The sequence below is a fragment of the Streptomyces sp. NPDC014734 genome, from assembly GCF_043083325.1.
Taxonomy (GTDB): domain Bacteria; phylum Actinomycetota; class Actinomycetes; order Streptomycetales; family Streptomycetaceae; genus Streptomyces.
Map to the genome: position 1 here is coordinate 12,228 of NZ_JBIBYN010000019.1, position 17,969 is coordinate 30,196.

The window sequence follows — 17,969 nt, forward strand, 5'->3', positions numbered from 1 at the left end:
GGGAGGGGCGGAAGAGAGCCTGAGCAGTTTCGTGCCCCACGGCGGCTGCCCCGCCCTACTGTTACCGGCCGTCCTGTTCCGTAGCGGCCGGGGCCGGTGCGGGCAGCGCCTGGACGAGCAGGGCGACGAGAACCGGGAAGACCACGATGACCGCGATGCCGAGGCAGAACGCCCTGGGATAGTCCGCCGCCTCGGGCGCGTTCCCGAGCGCGCCGAAGAAGACCAGCCCGACGAGGGAGACGCCGAGCGCCGTGCCGCCTTCCATCGCCGTGGACAGCACACCGGAGGCCGAGGAGGCGCGCGCCGGAGCGACGCCCGCCATGGCGGCGGCGGGTAGCGGCGAGGCGACCAGGCCCATGCCGGAGCCGGCCACCAGCAGTCCGGGCGCGACCCAGCCGGCCTCGCCGTCCACGCCGAGCTGCGCGACGACAAGGCCGACCGTTCCGTAACCGATGGCGACGAGTCCGGCTCCCATGGCGATGACGTGACGGCCGGTGCGTGCGGCGATCCTCCCGGCGAGGAACGACGAGCCGAAGAAGCCCGCGCTCATCGTCGTGAAGAGCAGACCGGACGGGAGCGGCCCCCATCCCCTGCCCTCCTGCAGGTAGATCGCGAACAGCAGGAAGAAGGAGCCCATCGACATGAAATACACGAAGTACGCGATGACTCCGACGGCGAAGCCGCGTTCGCGGAACAGCCCGGGTTCGATCAGTGGTGACCCGCCCAGCGCGGCAAGTCGTCGCTGACGGGCGATGAAGAGGATGAACAGCGGAAGGGCCGCGACCAGTGAGATCCATGTCCACAGCGGCCAGCCCTGCTCCCGGCCTTCCAACAGCGGCCATACGGCTGCGGAGAGGCCCGCCGTGCCCAGGGCGACGCCCGGCAGGTCCAGCAGCTTGGCCCCGGCGACGGCCCGTGTGTCGGCTCCGACCTCTGTTTCGGCCCGGGTTCGGGTGTCGGCTTCAGCGGGGGTGCTGACCCCGGCTCGGGCGTTGGCTCCGGCTTCGGCTCGGGTGTCGGCTCCGGCTCGGGTGGCGGGGACGCTTCGGATGTCGGGGACGATCCTCGGTGTCAGGGCGAGGATCACCAGGCCGATCGGGATGTTGACGAGAAAGACGGTGCGCCAGCCTAGCCCGGCGACGTCGAGGGCGATCAGCGCGCCGCCGATGAGCTGCCCGCACAGCCCGGACAGGCCCAGCATCAGTCCGTACGCGCCGAACGCGCGGTTCCGGGCCTCGCCGGTGTAGAGGTGGCTCACGATGGCGAGTACCTGCGGGGCCAGCAGCGCCGAGGAGAGGCCCTGAACGACGCGGGCGGCGATCAGGGGCCGGATTCCGGGTGCGAATCCGCATGCCGTCGATGCGACGGTGAAGAGGGCGAGGCCGATCAGGAACATCCTGCGGGGGCCGAAGAGATCGCCCATCCGCCCACCGGTGATGAGGCCCACGCACAGGGCGGCGCCGTAACCCACCATGACGAGTTGCGTCTCGGAGGCACCGGCGTCCAGGCCGTTCTGGATCGACGGGACGGCGACGTTGACGACGAAGAAGTCAAGAAAGGCGATGAAGCCGCCGATCAGGACGATGATCAGGGGCATCCGGGGCGGGCGGTCGTTCGAGCGGTCGGCCGGGCGGTCGACGGTCGATGAGCGGGACATGGCGTGCTGTTCCGTCCTTGGCCGTGCGAACGGCCCCTCGAAGTGGCTTTGTTGGACGGCACTCCGTCGAACGGAGGCCTTGGAACGGGCCCGTGGATCGCCACGGACCGATGGGACCGATCGGCCGAGCCGTGGACCGGGGCGCGGTCGCACGGATGTGTGGTGCGGGGTCGGGCGGACGGGATGTGTGGTGCGGGGTCGGGCGCGGTTCCTGTGGGCCCGGGCCGGGGTCGTCCGGGCGGGGTTCCGCGGTGCGGGGGCGGGTGGGGGCTGTCCCGTCGGCCAGGTGGATGGGGCCGAAACCCGCAGGGCCGGGCCGAGGCTAGATCCGGGTCACTGACACCTTCTGTCAGTGACCCGCGCATACAGTTCGTCCATGCGGGCCGGTCGGTTGGTGAGCATCCTGTTGCTCCTGCAGACGCGCGGGCGGATGACCGCGCGGCAGCTGGCGGAGATCCTTGAGGTGTCGGTGCGCACCGTCTACCGGGACATGGAGTCGCTCGGCGCCTCCGGCATTCCGCTGTACGGCGAGTCGGGCCCCGACGGCGGGTACCACCTGCTGGAGGGCTACCGGACCCGGCTCACCGGGCTCACCGCCGACGAGGCCGGGGCCCTGTTCCTGACCGGGCTGCCCGGCGCGGCGGCAGACCTCGGGCTCGGCGTCGTGGCGGCCGACGCGCGGTTGAAGCTGACCGCCGCCCTGCCGCCGGAGATGCGCGACCGTGCCGAGCGGTCCCGGGAGTGCATCCACATCGACATACCCGGCTGGTACCAGGACGCCGAGGAGACACCCCAACTGCCTTCGGTGGTCGACGCGGTGTGGAGTCGGCGGCAGGTGCGGATCAGGTACGAACGCTGGGCCGCCCCGCACGAAGTGATCAGGACCGTGGACCCCTACGGAGTGGTCCTGAAGGCCGGCCACTGGTATCTGGTGGCCGGTTCCACAAGCGGTGTGCGGACCTACCGGGTGTCCCGGATCACCGAACTGAACCCCTTGGCCACGACGTTCACCCGGCCCGTCGGTTTCGATCTCGCGGCACACTGGCGGGAGTACCTTGCGTCCTTCGACTCGCGCAGACACCTCGGCCACGCGGTTCTCCGCCTGTCGCCCGAGGCCCTCACGGGCATCGGGCAGCTACTCGAACCGGCGGCGGCCCGGGCCGCCGAGAAGTCGGCTTCGACGCCCGACGCGGACGGCTGGGCGCGAGTGGTCCTCCCCGTCGAGTCCGCCGAACAGGCACTCCCCGCACTCCTGTCGCTGGGCGCGGGCGCGGAGGTGGTGGATCCGCCCGAACTGAGGGAGAAGCTGCACCGCACGCTCACCGAGATGCTCGCCCGATACACGGGTGCCGACCCGGCACAGGGGTGAGGACGCGACACCCGTACGCGTCGACGGATGCGGAACGACGTGCCGCTCGTCGAGGCATGCCCATGGGCGTGCCGCTTCCTCGGGTGTTGTTCCGGGTGTTGTGGGGAGCGCGTGGAAGAGAGCTGGCTGTCACCGGGCCCGGAGTGAGGGGCAGTGCCGGTGCTCGTTCCGGCGTCCGTTCCGGCGTCCGTTCCAGCCTCCGTTCTGGCGTCCGTTCCGACGTCCGCTCCGACGTCCGCTCCGGGGTCCGTTTCGGCGTCCGGTCGGCCGTGACGTCCTGACGCCTCGTCGGCGAGGACGGGACCCGTCCGCAATGGCCGGTATCCATATGGTCGATGGCGGTAAGTGAACGCCGGTCACCTGGGACTTTGAGCCTGGCATTGGGCCCTGGGGCCCATGCCGCCTCCCTCGCCGATGTGGTCGCATGACATGTACCGGGGGAACTGTCGCTGCGCCCACTCACAAAGCTGGGGAGACTCGCCGTGTCTGGCATACGAGTATTAACGGTACCGGGTGGCGCCGATGTCGGCGCTGCCGAAGCCCCTCCGGGTAGACAGCCGTTGCCACGCCCCTTGCAGGCGGTGCTGGTTCTCGTACGGCTTCTCTTCGCGGTCACGCTCATCGGTGTGATCGACGCGCTCGTCGTGGCTTCGTCCGTCGATGCGGTGGACGGCCGGTTGTTGGGCATGTTGGTGTACGCGGCGCTGCCCGGTGTCACCGGGTTCGTGCTGTCGTTGTACCTGCGGACCGGTGGTGTCTGGGTTCGGCGCGGGCTCCTTGCCGTGCATGTCTGGCTCGCTCTCGGGGCGCTCGCGACCCTGCGGGACGGTGTTGCGGGACAGGGCCCGGCGCAGTTGGTGCTGCCGGTAGTCGTCGCCGTCCTGCTGTGTCGGCGCAGCTCGCGCGAGTGGTTCCGGCTGCGGCCCGAGCAGCGCGTCGAGCGTCGTCCGTTCAATGTCGCGCGGATGCTCAAGTGGCGGCGCGACGATGCCGGGCAGACCGCGATGGAGTACCTGGGCATGATCCTCGTGGTCGTGGCCCTCATCGGCGGGCTCGTGGCCACGGGCATCGGCGCGCAGCTCACCGGACAGATCCAGAACGCCATCTGCCAGCTGACCGGGAGTGCCTGCCCGCCGCCGGACGTCGACGTGGAGGCCGGTAAGGGTTCGGGGCAGACCGGCGGCGGATCCGGTTCGCCGGGCGGAGCGGGCTCCGAAGGCGCGACGGTGACCGGTGGTACCGGGACCGGCGGCGCGGACACGTCCGGTGGTTCGGGAGCCGGTGGTTCGGGAGCCGGTGGTTCGGGCGCGGGCGGTTCGGGCGCGGGCGGTTCGACGGCGGCCGGGGGCTCGGACGGGTCCGGTGGGTCCGGTCCGGGTTCCTCCGATGGTTCCGGTGCGGCGTCCGGCGGCGATTCTTCCTCACCGGTCGACGCGGGTAGACAAGAAGGGACCCCGGGCTCCTCGAACCCCTCCGAGGGCGGCTTCCTCGACGGTGTCATCGGCGACGACGGCCTGGCGGGCGACGTCAAGGGCGTCATCAAGACGGTCTTCCACCCCGGCGACGCGGTCAAGGGCATCACCACCCAGTACGGCCAGGCCGCGCGGAGCGCGGGTGAGAAGTGGGACAAGGGCCAGTACGCCGGTGCGGCCTGGGACATGGCCAAGGCTTCGGGCGGGGGCGGTGGCGCGGTCGCCGGGCTGCCCGGCTCCGGCACCCGGGTCGAGCAGGCGGTGCAGAACGCGACGCGGGACTACCTCGACGCCCGCATCCCGACCAGTGCCTCACCCGCCGACCGCACGAAGTGGTGGAACGGGCTGACGCAGGAGCAGCGCGATCAGTACGTCGACCTCTCCTCGGACAAGATCGGGTACCTGGACGGCATTCCCGCGGCGGACCGCGACCGGGCCAACCGCAAGAACCTTCCGGAGCTGATCTCGAAGCTGGAGGGGAAGACCGACTCCAAGTCGAAGGACCAGCTTGCCGGTCTGCGCGAGATCCAGCGCCAGTTGGGCGAGAAGAGCCAGCCGCCGATGTACCTGCTCGGCATCAGTGACGAGGGCAACGGGAGGGCCATCGTCTCCTACGGGAACCCCGACACCTCGCAGAACGTGTCGGCCTACGTTCCCGGGCTGAACACCTCGCTGGACGAGGAGTTCGCGAAGAGCGGCCTCAAGCGCGCCCGCGACACCGCGATCGGTGCCCAGGGTTACGACTCGTCCAGCGCGGCGATCGTCTGGCTGGGCTACGACGCGCCGCTGGCGCCGGACGGGCTGCACAGCCTGGCCGTCGCGGGCACCAAGCGGGCGGAGAAGGGCGGGGTCGCCTACAACGAGTTCATGGCGGGCATCTCGTCCACCAACCAGATGCCGGACCCGCACATCACGGCCATCGGGCACTCCTACGGTTCCCGGGCCGTGGGCGCCGCGACCCAGCAACCGGGTGGTATCCCGGGGGTGGACGACATCATCCTGGTCGGCAGCCCGGGGGTCGGCGTGGACCGTGCCGTGGACCTCGGGGTCGGTGCCGGGCACGTCTTCGTCGGTGCCGCCGAGAACGACCCGGTCACGCATCTCCCCTCCAAGGCCCAGGTCGCTGCGGGTACGGTGGGAATGATTCTGGGAGGCCCGGCCGGCGCGTACATCGCGGGCGACCTGGCCGACCGGGGCAACGACGATCTGTGGTTCGGCAAGGATCCGGCGAGCAAGGCGTTCGGGGCGCACCGGTTCCCGGTGGATCCGGGGACGCCGTTCATCAGCACCGGTGGGGTGAGTTTCGACGCGCACTCCCAGTACTTCACCCCGGAACGCGACGCCATGTCGGCGGACAGCATCGCTCTGATCGTGTCGGGACACTCCGACAGGCTCAAGATGGAGGAACAGCGATGAAGCGGAAGTTCCAGTTCGTCGCCGTGGCGCTGGCTGTCGGTTTCGCGTTGTCCGGCTGCGGTGCGGAGCACGCGGGTTCGAGCGAAAGCGGAAGTGGCAGCGCGAAGGCGTCCACCGAGGGCAATATGAGCACCAAGGACACCAAGGACACCAAGGACACGCAGGGCACCAAGGGGAACAACATGAACATGCAGGAGGCCGCGGAGCGGTCCGACAGCATGCTCGACGCCGTGCTGAAGGAGATCAACCCCGAGGTGCAGTGGGCGCACGGGCCCACGAGCACCGGCAGTTGCGACGTGACGCGTCGGCGCACCGTGATGACGATCGTGTCGGAGGCGCGCCGGCAGGGCTTCCTGGACCAGGTCGAGAAGTTCTGGGTCAAGAGCGGCTACCGCATCAAGGGCAAGAACAACGACGAGATGTTCCCCGCGGTCTACGCGAAGACGAAGGACGGCTTCGGGATCAGTGTCAGCGTCCGCGGCAAGGGCCAGGTCTTCTTCGAGGCGGACAGCCCCTGCGTGAAGGAGTCGAAGGTCGCCGCCTCCGCCTCCAGGCCGAACGGACCCGCGTACGAAGGGGTCTATCCGCTCCCGCGGCCCAATGTGCGCTCCGACTACTGGTCCACCGGAGCGTCCTGAGCGGCGATCAGTAGAACGTGCGCCCCAACGGCCGGTCAGTGCGCCCCACTGGCCGGCCGTTGCGCCCCATCCGCCGGTCGGTGCGCCCCGACGGCCCGTGAGTGGCTCCCGTGACCCGTGAGTGACTCCTGTGACCCGGACGATTCGTACACACCCGCGAAACGGGCCATGAAAACCGCCCCGATGGGGGATGGTTGAGGGGTGCGCAAATTCTGGTTGATCGGTGGTGTCGGTGCGGGCGCGGCCATGTCCTTCGTGGCGCTGCTCGTCGTCGGTACGTACTCGGCCGCCGCCGGACTCGCGAGTTCCGGCCGGAGCGGTGCCGTCGGGCTGGCCAAGGGGGCGGTGCCGGCGAAGTACCAGCCGCTGGTGCAGAAGTGGGGCAACCTCTGTCCGGCCATCAATCCGGCGCTGCTTGCCGCGCAGTTGTACCAGGAGAGCGGATGGAACCCCCGGGCCCAGAGCCCCGCCGCCGCGCAGGGGATCGCCCAGTTCATCCCGGGCACCTGGGCCGGGCACGGGATCGACGGCAACGGTGACGGCAGACGGGACGTATGGGATCCGGAGGACGCGATTCCGTCCGCTGCCTCGTACGACTGCGAACTTGCCGGGTACGTGAAGAAGGTGCCGGGCGACCAGACGGACAACATGCTCGCCGCGTACAACGCCGGGGCCTACCGGGTGATCAGGTCCGGTGGGGTGCCGAACATCTCGGAGACGAAGAACTACGTCACCATCATCCGGTCCCTGGAGAAGAGTTTCGCCCGCCCGGTGGGGCGGGTGCAGCCCTCGGTGCAGGCGGCCGGGGCGATCGACTTCGCGCAGCGGAAGCTGGGCACGCCCTATCTGTGGGGTGGTAACGGCACGCCCGAGCAGGGTGGGCGCTTCGACTGCTCGGGGCTGACCCAGGCCGCGTACCGCACCGTGGACATCGAGCTGCCCCGGGTGGCGAACGACCAGTACAACGCCGGGCCGCACCCCTCGCGCGACGAGCTGCTCCCCGGTGACCTGGTGTTCTTCTCGAACGATCTGACCAACTCGCGGGCCATCCATCACGTGGGGCTGTACATCGGAGGGGGCTACATGATCAACGCGCCGTACACCGGGGCGGTGATCCGGTTCGACAAGATCGACACGGCCGACTACTTCGGTGCGACGCGCGTGACCAAGGACGGGGCGGCGGCACTTCCGACCGATCTTCCGGGCGATCGCCCCGGGGCGTGACGGAGGTCCGGTGGTGGCCGGAACTCTCCGTAAGGCCGGGGCCCTGAGCTGCGACGATGAGTCACTCTTCGATAACGTCGTAGTGATCGTTCGGTGGAGAGTGGAACGCATGCACGGAGTGCGTCGTTCCCTGGGGGGACCGGAAGGCCCAGGGGACCGGATGCCTCCGGACGGCGGTGCGCCGATCACGCGGCGCCGACCGGACCGGCCCCGAGGGGCAGCACGGCCGGGCAGTGATCGAACCGACACGGGGGTTCGTCAAAGCGGTGCACACGGGAGTGCCCCGCGGCAGCAGACAAGGCAAGGGGCCGCAGCAGATGGCTGGACTCGCACTGGATGGGTCGAACCCCGATGTCAGCCTGCTCTACGACATCAACGGGCTCGCGAAGGCCGCTCCCGCCTGGTTCGACCGGGTCATGGAATTCGTGGGCGAGTACGGGATCATGCTCGGCATGGTCCTGGTGGTCCTGTGGTGCTGGTGGAGCGTGCGCCGGAGCGGTACGGCCGAGGACGCGGTGACGGCGGTCTCCGGGATCGTCTGGGCGCCGCTCGCCGCCGGGATCGCGCTGCTCGTCAACATTCCGATCCGTGGATTCGTGGAGCGTCCGCGTCCGTTCCGGGACCATCAGGGGCTGGACGTCCTGGTGGACGGGAAGACCGACTTCTCGTTCGTGAGCGACCACGCCACGATGGCGATGGCTCTGGGGGTCGGGCTGTTCGTGGCCAACCGGAAGTTCGGCCTCGCCGCGATCGGTCTTGCCGTGCTTGAGGGCTTCTGCCGGATCTACATGGGCGTCCATTACCCGACCGATGTCATCGGCGGATTCGCGCTCGGCACGGCCGTCGCCCTGTTGTTCGCCCCGCTCGCGATGATGCTGCTGATCCCGCTGACGGGCGCGGTGTCCCGGTCGGAGCGGTTCGGCAGGCTCGTGCGGTCGCGCCGGACCGTACGGGAGGCCGGGCCCGGTGGCCGGACCGGTGCGTTCGGAATCCCCGAGCCCCGGCCCGGTACGTGCGGCGGGACTGGGGAGAAGGACCTGGCCGCGTAGCGGGCCGGACCCGGCGCAGCGCCCGTCGCGCCGCCCGTTGCCCGTTTCTGTCGTGTTCTCCGCTTCCCATTCCGGCCCGCCTCCCTCACCTCCTCGCACGGGTGGTGACGTCCGGTCAGGGCCGGTGATTCGTTTCCTCAGGTCAGAGCGATTGCGGGAAGGCGAAGAGGCGTTCGGGGTCGTACTGCTTCTTCAGGGCCGTCAGACGATCGGCGGCGGTGCCGTAGTAGGCCCGGCGCCAGTCGCTGAGCAGCGGGTCCGCGTAGTTCTGGTAGGCCGCCCCGGACGCGTGCCGACGCATCGCCGTATGGGTCTTTTTCAGCCAGTCCCGTTGGGTGTTGCCCGTCGTGCCGGCGGTCCAGGCGCCGATGTACTGGGCGAGCACCCGGGAGCCGCGGTGGACGAACGCCGTCGCGTCCGGGGCCACCCGGTTGATGGCGCCGCCGAGCGCGGTGAGCACCAGGGAGCCGGCTCCGCCGCCCGCGGTCGCCGGGATCCGGGTGAACGCCTCGGCCCGGTCGAGCAGGGCGTCCACGCCCGCCGGGGACAGCGAACGGTCGAAGAAGTCGGACGCCGCGGCGTACGTCTCGCGTTGGAGCGCGCCCTGCTCGGTGCGGCCGGGCGTGGTGCCCGGCAGATGGCACTGGGCGTCGGTGATGCCCGCGCAGCCCGCGTATCCGAGCATCGCGTCCTGGTAGCTGCGACGGCGCAGCGAGACGGAGGAGGCGGGGGCGCCGATTCGGTCGGCGAGGCGGTCGACGGCGTTCTGCAGGTCGCCGTAGGTGCCGAGACTGAACGCCGCCACCGTGACGGTCGGGCGGCTGCCGCCCGGGCCCGCGGCGAGGTGCAGCGAGGACCAGATCTCGTCGGGCTGCGCGGGCCCCCATTCCTGCCACGCCGTGACGGCGGAGCGGGCCCGCGACCAGGGCCAGGACAGGTAGGCGGTGACGGACTGCGGGGCCGGGCGGGTGCGGAACGTCAGCTCGGTGACCACACCGAAGTTGCCGTTGCCCGCACCGCGCAGCGCCCAGAAGAGGTCCGGATGGTTCCGGTCGTCCGCGGTGAGGGTCTTGCCGTCGGCCGTGACGATGGTCGCCGCGGTGAGGCTGTCGCAGGTGAGGCCGTACGCGCGGGACGCGACGCCGTGGCCCCCGCCGAGAGTGAGACCGGATATGCCGACCGTGGGGCAGGAGCCGCCGGGCACGGTGAGGCCGTGCGGGGCGAGGCCCTGGTAGACGTCGACGAGTTTGGCGCCCGCGCCGATCGTGCCGTTGCGTTCGACGCGGGACAGGGACGAGACGTCGATGACGAGGTGCCCGTCGCCGCTCGACCACCCCGCGTAGGAGTGGCCCCCGCTGCGGATGGACACGGGGGTGGCGGTGCGTCGGGCGAAGGCCAGGCACTCGCGGATGTCCGCCGCGTGTCCGACGTAGGCGACGGCGGCGGGCTTCAGGCCGTCGAAGCGGGTGTTGTAGAGCTGACGGGCGGTCGCGTAGACCGCGTCCTGGGGGCGGACGAGCTTGCCGTCGAGGCTCGTGGCGAGGGCCGACCAGTCGGCCGGACCGGGGGCGGAGGGCTTCGTCGACGGGGAGGGCGGGGCGGTCGGTGCGGAGGAGGTGGGGGAGGCGTCGCCCGAGGAGCCCGATGTGCCCCCGCTGCCCGTGGGGTCGTCGCCGGTCCCTGGCGGACTTCCGCACGCCGTCGCGGTCGCGGTGAGGGCCACCGCGACGCCCGCGGTGAGCACGGTGCGCCGGGCGGGCGGCGGACGTCGGCCGGGCGAGGCGGGCGGGTCGGGCAGGGGCGGCAGGGTCATCGGACCTCCGGGCATGGCCCGCACGGGCCGGTCGGTGGGGGGAGAGGCCGGAAACGCGGGACGGATCAGTTCGCCGCGCGGTGTTCGGCGGCGTCCGTGCGGGCCCGGTCGCGGGAACGGCGGGCCGGTCCCGACCAGCCGCAGCCGCAGCGTGCGGTGCAGAACGAACCACGTTCCACGGTGGTGGGTTCGTGCCCGCCGGACGCGGGGGCGGGGGGTGTCGGCGGGACCTCGGTGGCGTGTCGGACGTACACGCGACCACGGTACTGGGCACCGCCACTCGGCCGTGTGGCGTATGGGGGCGGCGTGACGAGGGACACGGGCGGTCGTTATCCGGAGCGGGTGGGGGCTCGGGCAAGCGGTACGTCGTTGGGGGTTGGCAGGCGATGGTGGTGCGGCAGCACAGGTCCGGAGGCGGGGCGCGCGCCGTGTGCGCCCTCGCCGTGGTGGGTGTGATGGCGGCAGCCGCCGGATGCGGCGGCGGGAGCGGCGTCGTTGCCGACGAGCGGGGCGGGGCCGACGCGCTGGGTACGGTCCGCCGCGCGGCCGAGGTGCTCGGCGGCACGGTGTCCGGTACCGGAAAGGCGGAGGTGACCGGGGTGGCCACGCGGTCCGGGGCCCCGTTCGTGGCCGGAAGCGCCCAGGTGCGTACGTCGATGCAGACCGCGGCGGGCGGGACGCGGGTGACGATCAGGGGCCGCGGGACGTACGACTTCCGCAGACGCGCGGGTCGGCTCACGGTCGTGCTGCCGAAGGACGCCGCCGGTGCGGAGGAGCACCGTCCGATCACGGAGCTGCTGGTCCCCGGCACGCTCTACATGATGAACCGCGGCGCCGGGGTGCCCGCGGACAAGTGGGTCAGGATCGACACCGCCACCCTGGAGGACGGGAACCTGGTCACCGGTGGCGTCACCGACCCGATGGTCGCCGTCGAACTGCTGCGGGGGGCGCGGCAGGTGACGTACGAGGGAAGGACCGAGATCGCCGGGGTGGCCGTGCGGCACTACCGGGGGGTCGCGGACATCGGGAGGGCGGCCCGCGAGGCGTCGCCGGAGTCGCGCGGGGCGCTGACCGCGGCGGCGAAAGGATTTCGCACCCGCACGGTGCCGTTCGACGCGTACGTGGACGACCAGGGGCTGCTGCGCAAGGTGCGTCACCGATTCAGCTTCGCCGGCGAGGGGCCGGCCGTGGAGGTGGTGTCCACGACGCTGTTGTCGGGGTTCGGGGTGCCGGTTACCGTGCGGCTGCCGGACGACCGCGACATCTACACCGGGAAGATCCGGCAGCGATAGCGACGACGACGCGGTGGTGCGACGACGCAGTGGTGGCGGAGGGGCGGAGGGGCGGAGTGCGCCCGCGCCTCCGGTCGCCTTTCCGGTCGTCTCTCCGGTCTCTTCCCATCCGTCCTTCCGGTCGTCGCTCCGGAGGGAGACGGGACAGGCCTTGGGCAGGTCGCCGGGCGCGAAATGGTCCGTCCGTGCCATGCGCGGCGCGTGGTCCGCTCCTTACGCTGGTGCCGTGACTGGCGAAGCTTGCCGCTTGCCAGGGGGGACGGGAAGTCGGCGACGGCAGTGAGAGGTGAGTGACGTGATGACGCTCGGCACGCGGCGGACCGAATCCGACCATGTGGCGCTCGCCGAGATCGAGCTCTGCGGCGAGCTGATGATCGCCGCGTCGGCCGCGATCGGGGAGCGGCTCAGTCCGGACCGGATCGACGAGGTGCTGAACGTCCGGGTGATCGCCGAGCGGACCGCCGTGCCCCGGCACGGCGACCACCTGGGGTGAGGGCGGGCCGGGCTCGGCCTCAGGTACGGAGCAGGCGGGCGATGGCCTTGGTGGCCTCCTCGACCTTGGCGTCCACCTCGTCGCCGCCCTTGAGCGCCGCGTCGGCGACGCAGTGCCGCAGGTGCTCCTCCAGCAGCTGGAGCGCGAAGGACTGGAGCGCCTTCGTGGACGCCGAGACCTGGGTGAGTATGTCGATGCAGTAGACGTCCTCGTCGACCATGCGCTGCAGGCCGCGGACCTGGCCCTCGATCCGGCGCAGTCGTTTGAGGTGCTCGGCCTTCTGGTGGTGGTAGCCGTGTATTCCCCGGTCGTGGTCGGTGACGACAGCTTCCGCGGCCGGGGTGCCGGTGGCCGTGCCGGCACCCGTGTCCGTGCCGGTGTCCGTGCTCGTGCCGGTACCCGTGTCCGTGCTCGTGCCGGTCTTCGCGATCGCGGATGTCTCGGTGGTGGTCATGGCTGCCTCCCGTATTCCCTTTACTGCATCCATATACCCCTGGTGGGTATATCCTAACGAATTCTGTCAAAACGTGACCGGGGGCCCGTGCCGATCCCCGCGCCCCATGCGCGACACTGAAGAACGCCGGTTAGCCGTGGCCGGATGATGCGCCTAGCATCAGCCTGACCGAATCCAAAGCACCCCGAGGACCCCACGTGCGCTTTCGTCTGACCCCCAGGGAGACGAGCTTCTACGACATGTTCTCCGCTTCCGCGGACAACATCGTCACGGGCTCGAAACTCCTGATGGAACTGCTCGGGGCGGACCCAGCCTCCCGAGCCGAGATCGCGGAGCGCATGCGGGCAGCGGAGCACGCGGGGGACGATGCCACCCACGCGATCTTCCACCAGCTGAACTCCTCATTCATTACGCCGTTCGACCGCGAGGACATTTACAACCTCGCCTCGTCGCTCGACGACATCATGGACTTCATGGAGGAGGCCGTCGACCTGGTGGTGCTGTACCAGGTCGAGGAACTCCCCAAGGGCGTCGCGCAGCAGATCGAGGTGCTGGCCCGGGCGGCCGAACTCACCGCAGAGGCGATGCCGGGGCTGCGGACCATGGACAACCTCACCGAGTACTGGATCGAGGTCAATCGGCTGGAGAACCAGGCCGACCAGATCCACCGCAAACTGCTCGCCCATCTCTTCAATGGCAAGTACGACGCCATTGAGGTGCTGAAGCTCAAGCAGATCGTGGACGTACTGGAAGAGGCGGCCGACGCGTTCGAGCACGTCGCCAATACGGTGGAGACCATCGCGGTCAAGGAGTCCTGAACCACGTGGACACCTTTGCGCTGATCGTGACCATCGGGGTCGCGCTCGGTTTTACGTATACGAACGGCTTCCACGACTCGGCGAATGCCATCGCCACCTCCGTCTCCACCCGTGCGCTCACACCGCGAGCGGCGCTGGCGATGGCCGCGGTGATGAACCTGGCCGGGGCATTCCTCGGCAGTGGGGTCGCCAAGACCGTCAGCGAGGGCCTGATCGCGACGCCCGAGGGGCACAAGGGGATGGGAATCCTCTTCGCCGCGCTCGTCGGCGCGATCATCTGGAACCTCGTCACCTGGTATTTCGGGCTGCCTTCCTCGTCCTCGCACGCGTTGTTCGGCGGCATGGTCGGCGCGGCGCTCGCCGGTGGGACGATGGTGCACTGGGACGGGGTGATCGACAAGATCGTCATCCCGATGTTCCTCTCCCCGGTCATCGGTCTTGTCGTCGGCTATCTGGTGATGGTCGTGATCATGTGGCTGTTCCGGAAGACCAATCCGCACAAGGCCAAGCGCGGCTTCCGGATCGCGCAGACGGTCTCGGCCGCGGGCATGGCGCTCGGTCACGGTCTCCAGGACGCGCAGAAGACCATGGGTGTCGTCGTGATGGCCCTGGTCATCGCCGATGTCGAGAGCCCGGAAGACCCGATTCCGGTCTGGGTGAAGCTGGTCTGCGCGCTGATGCTGTCGCTGGGCACGTACGCGGGCGGCTGGCGGATCATGCGGACGCTCGGCCGCAAGATCATCGAGCTGGACCCGCCGCAGGGCTTCGCCGCGGAGACGACCGGTGCGTCGATCATGTTCGGTTCGGCGTTCCTGTTCCACGCGCCGATCTCCACCACGCACGTGATCACCTCGGCGATCATGGGTGTGGGCGCCACCAAGCGGGTGAACGCGGTGCGCTGGGGGGTCGCCAAGAACATCATTCTCGGGTGGTTCATCACCATGCCCGCCGCGGCGTTGGTGGCCGCCGCCAGCTACGGGATCGTGCTGCTGCTCTTCGGGTGACGGCCGCGCCGAACGGTACGACGCGCCGAACGGTACGACGTGACGAACAGTACGGCGTGACGAACGGCACGGAGTGCGGAGACGGGTCCGCCCCGCTCCCCCGCGAGGGGAGCGGGGCGGACCCTTTTGCCTTACGGGTGGCACCGCCATGCAGCACCCAAAGGCCATCTGTGGGGTTGCGCCCCGCTCGCGTCGGGCGGCGGGGGCGCTCGCCGGGCCGGGCCGTCGGCCGGCCGTCACCGTCGGTGGGGCCGGTAGTCGGTGGGCCGTTGTCCGAACCGGGCCCTTGTCCGATCGGGTCCTTGCCCGAACGGGTCCTTGTCCGAACGGTGCCCTTATCCGAACCGGCCCGAGATGTAGTCCTCGGTGGCCTGGACGGACGGGTTGGAGAAGATGCGCTCCGTGTCGTCGATCTCCACGAGCTTGCCGGGCTTGCCGACCGCCGCGAGGTTGAAGAACGCCGTGCGGTCCGAGACACGGGCCGCCTGCTGCATGTTGTGCGTCACGATGACGATCGTGAAGCGCTCCTTCAGCTCGCCGATCAGGTCCTCGACGGCGAGGGTGGAGATCGGGTCGAGGGCGGAGCACGGCTCGTCCATCAGCAGCACGTCGGGCTCGACCGCGATCGCGCGGGCTATGCACAGGCGCTGCTGCTGGCCGCCGGAGAGGCCGGAGCCCGGCTTGTTCAGCCGGTCCTTGACCTCGTTCCAGAGGTTGGCGCCGCGCAGCGACTTCTCGACGACGTCCGAGAGCTCGCTCTTGCGGTACGAGCCGTTCAGCTTGAGGCCCGCGGCGACGTTGTCGAAGATCGACATGGTCGGGAACGGGTTGGGGCGCTGGAAGACCATGCCGACCGTGCGGCGCACGGTGACCGGGTCGACGTTCGGCCCGTAGAGGTTCTCGTCGTCCAGCAGCACCTTGCCCTCGACGCGGCCACCGGGGGTGACCTCGTGCATGCGGTTCAGGGTGCGCAGGAAGGTGGACTTGCCGCAGCCGGACGGGCCGATGAAAGCGGTCACGGAGCGGGGCTCCACGGTCATCGAGATGTCCTCGATGGCGAGGTGGGAGCCGTAGTAGGCGGACAGGCCGCTGACGTCGATGCGCTTGGCCATCTGAATCACTGCTTCTTTCTGTTGGCCGCGTCAGCGGCCGGCCACGCGGCGGAGCCGCATATTCAGTGCTTCGGGGCCTTCCAGCGGGCGATGCCGCGGGCCACCAGATTGAGGATCATGACGAAGGCGATCAGCACCAGGGCGGCGGCCCAGGCACGGTCGTAGGACTGCTCCGTGCCGACCTTGTACTGCTCCCAGATGTAGAAGGGGAGCGAGGACTGGGCGCCTTCGAAGGGGTTGGCGTTGATCAGCTGGCTGCCGAAGACCAGCAGCATGATCGGCGCGGTCTCGCCGGCGATGCGGGCGATGGCGAGCATCACACCGGTGGTGATGCCACCGAGCGCGGTCGGCAGGACCACCTTCAGAATGGTGCGCCACTTCGGGACGCCGAGGGCGAGCGATGCCTCACGCAGCTCGTTCGGGACGAGCTTGAGCATCTCCTCGGTGGAGCGGACCACGACCGGGATCATCAGGATCGTGAGCGCGAGCGAGCCCATCAGACCGGACGGCTGGGTCTTGGTCATCAGCATGATCGAGAGGATGAAGAGACCGGCGACGATGGACGGGATGCCCGTCATGACGTCGACGAAGAAGGTGACGGCCTTGGCCAGTGCCCCCTTGCCGTACTCCACCAGGTAGACGGCGGTCAGCATGCCGAGGGGCGCGGAGATCAGGGTGGCGAGGCCGACCTGCTCCAGTGTTCCGATCAGCGCGTGGTAGACGCCGCCGGTCGCCTCGGAGCCGAGGACCCCGGCCATCGAGTGGGTGAGGAAGTAGCCGTCGAGGCGGCCGGCGCCTCGGCTGATCGTCGTCCACAGCAGCGAGGCGAGCGGCACCACGGCCAGCAGGAAGCACACCCAGACGATGCTGGTGGCGAGCCGGTCCTTGGCCTGGCGGCGGTTCTCGACGACCGAGGTCGTGACGTACGAGATGACCACGAAGAGGAGCGCGGAGAACAGTCCCCACTGGGTGCGGCTGTGCCAGCCCGCGAGCGCGCCGGTGCCGACGCCCAGCACGAGCGCGACGGCGGCGAAGCCGAGGGGCGCCCAGCGGGGGAGCGACCGGGTGCCGATGCTGCTGCTGCGGGGAGCGGTGGCCACGGGGGCGGGGATCTCCTGGATGCCGGTGTTGGCTGCCTGGCTCATGCGTTGGCCCCCGAGTACTCCTTGCGGCGGGCGATGATGAGCCGGGCCGCGCCGTTGACCAGCAGGGTGAGGACGAAGAGGACGAGGCCGGAGGCGATCAGGGCGTCCCGCCCGTACTGGTTGGCCTCGTCGAACTTCGCGGCGATGTTCTGGGCGAACGTTCCGCCGCCGGGGTTGAGCAGATGCCCGGAGACGATGAAGCTCGGCGACAGGACCGTGGCGACGGCCATCGTCTCGCCGAGCGCGCGGCCCAGGCCCAGCATCGAGGCGGAGATCACGCCGGAGCGGCCGAAGGGGAGCACCGAGAGGCGGATGACCTCCCAGCGGGTGGCGCCGAGTGCGAGGGCGGCTTCCTCGTTCATCCGGGGGACCTGGAGGAACACTTCGCGGCTGACACTGGTCACGATCGGCAGGATCATGATCGCGAGCAGGATGCCGACGGTGAAGAGCGAGCGGGCGACGCCGACCTCGGTCTTCTCGAAGAGGTAGGTCCAGCCGAAGAAGTCGTCGAGCCAGAGGTTCAGGCCCTCCAGGTACGGGACGAGGAAGAGGGCGCCCCAGATGCCGTACACGATGCTCGGCACGGCGGCGAGCAGATCGACGACGTAGGCGAGGGGCGCGGCAAGCTTGCGCGGCGCGTAGTGCGAGATGAACAGGGCGATGCCGACGGCGACCGGGACGGCGATGGCCATCGCGATGATCGAGCTGACGACGGTGCCGAAGAGCAGGACCGCGATGCCGAAGACCGGCGGGTCGCCCGCCGGGTTCCAGTCGAAGGTGGTGAAGAAGTTGCCCTCGTTGTCGGCGATGGCGAGCGAGGCGCGGTAGGTGAGGAACACGGCGATCGACGCCATGAGAACGAGCAGCAGGATGCCCGAACCCCGGGAGAGCCCGAGGAAGATCTTGTCGCCCGCGCGCCCGGTCCTGGGCCTGGCGCGGCCGGGCGCCACCGGCGAGGCCGGCGGCGTGTCTATCGGTGTGGTGGAGGCCATGGTCTTTCCGGTCTGTGTGGG

The 17,969-nt window shown here is 70.0% G+C and carries 16 protein-coding genes; 9 read left to right on the forward strand and 7 right to left on the reverse strand.

From position 1 onward, the window contains the following. Positions 1–61 precede the first annotated feature (61 nt). Entirely contained in the window at positions 62–1,657 is a 1,596-nt protein-coding gene (locus ACF1CT_RS26370; protein ID WP_391786439.1) for an MFS transporter, read from the reverse strand. A 376-nt stretch (positions 1,658–2,033) separates the two neighbouring features. On the opposite strand from ACF1CT_RS26370, the gene ACF1CT_RS26375 reads away from it, so the two are divergent. From ACF1CT_RS26375 to ACF1CT_RS26395, 5 genes are all read left to right on the forward strand, one after another. Further along, a complete protein-coding gene (locus tag ACF1CT_RS26375; protein ID WP_391786440.1) occupies positions 2,034–3,026 on the forward strand; it encodes a helix-turn-helix transcriptional regulator in 993 nt (330 codons plus the stop codon). A gap of 560 nt (positions 3,027–3,586) precedes the next feature. Then, positions 3,587–5,914: an alpha/beta hydrolase gene (locus tag ACF1CT_RS26380; RefSeq protein WP_391786441.1), complete on the forward strand. Its 2,328-nt coding sequence runs from the start codon at positions 3,587–3,589 to the stop codon at positions 5,912–5,914. Then, positions 5,911–6,552, forward strand: a complete 642-nt coding sequence (locus tag ACF1CT_RS26385; protein ID WP_391786442.1) for a hypothetical protein — start codon at positions 5,911–5,913, stop codon at positions 6,550–6,552. Before ACF1CT_RS26380 ends, ACF1CT_RS26385 begins: the two co-directional genes overlap by 4 nt. 246 nt (positions 6,553–6,798) lie before the next feature. After that, the gene (locus ACF1CT_RS26390) at positions 6,799–7,776 is read left to right on the forward strand and encodes an NlpC/P60 family protein (RefSeq protein ID WP_391786603.1); all 978 of its coding nucleotides are present in this window, start codon (positions 6,799–6,801) and stop codon (positions 7,774–7,776) included. A gap of 317 nt (positions 7,777–8,093) precedes the next feature. Then, entirely contained in the window at positions 8,094–8,825 is a 732-nt protein-coding gene (locus ACF1CT_RS26395) for a phosphatase PAP2 family protein (RefSeq protein ID WP_391786443.1), read from the forward strand. 142 nt (positions 8,826–8,967) lie between these two features. Here ACF1CT_RS26395 and ACF1CT_RS26400 read toward each other — a convergent pair whose 3' ends face one another. Both ACF1CT_RS26400 and ACF1CT_RS26405 read right to left on the reverse strand, forming a co-directional pair. Beyond that, positions 8,968–10,638, reverse strand: a complete 1,671-nt coding sequence (locus tag ACF1CT_RS26400) for an FAD-binding oxidoreductase (protein WP_391786444.1) — start codon at positions 10,636–10,638, stop codon at positions 8,968–8,970. 65 nt (positions 10,639–10,703) lie between these two features. Beyond that, positions 10,704–10,892 carry a hypothetical protein gene (locus ACF1CT_RS26405; protein ID WP_391786445.1) on the reverse strand — a complete coding sequence of 63 codons (189 nt, stop codon included), beginning with the start codon at positions 10,890–10,892 and terminating at the stop codon, positions 10,704–10,706. Between the two features lie 132 nt (positions 10,893–11,024). On the opposite strand from ACF1CT_RS26405, the gene ACF1CT_RS26410 reads away from it, so the two are divergent. Both ACF1CT_RS26410 and ACF1CT_RS26415 read left to right on the forward strand, forming a co-directional pair. Beyond that, positions 11,025–11,930 (forward strand): hypothetical protein, encoded by a 906-nt coding sequence (locus tag ACF1CT_RS26410; RefSeq protein WP_391786446.1) that lies wholly within the window; start codon positions 11,025–11,027, stop codon positions 11,928–11,930. Between the two features lie 298 nt (positions 11,931–12,228). After that, entirely contained in the window at positions 12,229–12,423 is a 195-nt protein-coding gene (locus ACF1CT_RS26415; protein WP_391786447.1) for a hypothetical protein, read from the forward strand. Between the two features lie 19 nt (positions 12,424–12,442). Here the strand turns inward: ACF1CT_RS26415 and ACF1CT_RS26420 are convergent, their stop codons facing one another. Beyond that, positions 12,443–12,877, reverse strand: a complete 435-nt coding sequence (locus ACF1CT_RS26420; protein ID WP_391786448.1) for a metal-sensitive transcriptional regulator — start codon at positions 12,875–12,877, stop codon at positions 12,443–12,445. Positions 12,878–13,074: 197 nt separating this feature from the next. On the opposite strand from ACF1CT_RS26420, the gene ACF1CT_RS26425 reads away from it, so the two are divergent. Further along, a complete protein-coding gene (locus ACF1CT_RS26425; RefSeq protein ID WP_391786449.1) occupies positions 13,075–13,695 on the forward strand; it encodes a DUF47 domain-containing protein in 621 nt (206 codons plus the stop codon). A gap of 5 nt (positions 13,696–13,700) precedes the next feature. Continuing rightward, complete coding sequence (locus tag ACF1CT_RS26430; RefSeq protein WP_391786450.1) at positions 13,701–14,699, forward strand: anion permease; 999 nt, start codon at positions 13,701–13,703, stop codon at positions 14,697–14,699. Positions 14,700–15,034: 335 nt separating this feature from the next. Here the strand turns inward: ACF1CT_RS26430 and pstB are convergent, their stop codons facing one another. The 3 genes from pstB to pstC all read right to left on the reverse strand — a co-directional run bounded on the left by pstB (position 15,035) and on the right by pstC (position 17,948). After that, on the reverse strand, positions 15,035–15,811 hold the full coding sequence (gene pstB / locus ACF1CT_RS26435) for a phosphate ABC transporter ATP-binding protein PstB (protein WP_391786451.1): 777 nt from the start codon (positions 15,809–15,811) through the stop codon (positions 15,035–15,037). A gap of 62 nt (positions 15,812–15,873) precedes the next feature. Further along, a complete protein-coding gene (pstA, locus tag ACF1CT_RS26440) occupies positions 15,874–16,956 on the reverse strand; it encodes a phosphate ABC transporter permease PstA (RefSeq protein WP_391786452.1) in 1,083 nt (360 codons plus the stop codon). Continuing rightward, entirely contained in the window at positions 16,953–17,948 is a 996-nt protein-coding gene (gene pstC / locus ACF1CT_RS26445; RefSeq protein WP_391786453.1) for a phosphate ABC transporter permease subunit PstC, read from the reverse strand. Before pstC ends, pstA begins: the two co-directional genes overlap by 4 nt. Between the last annotated feature and the right edge of the window lie 21 nt (positions 17,949–17,969).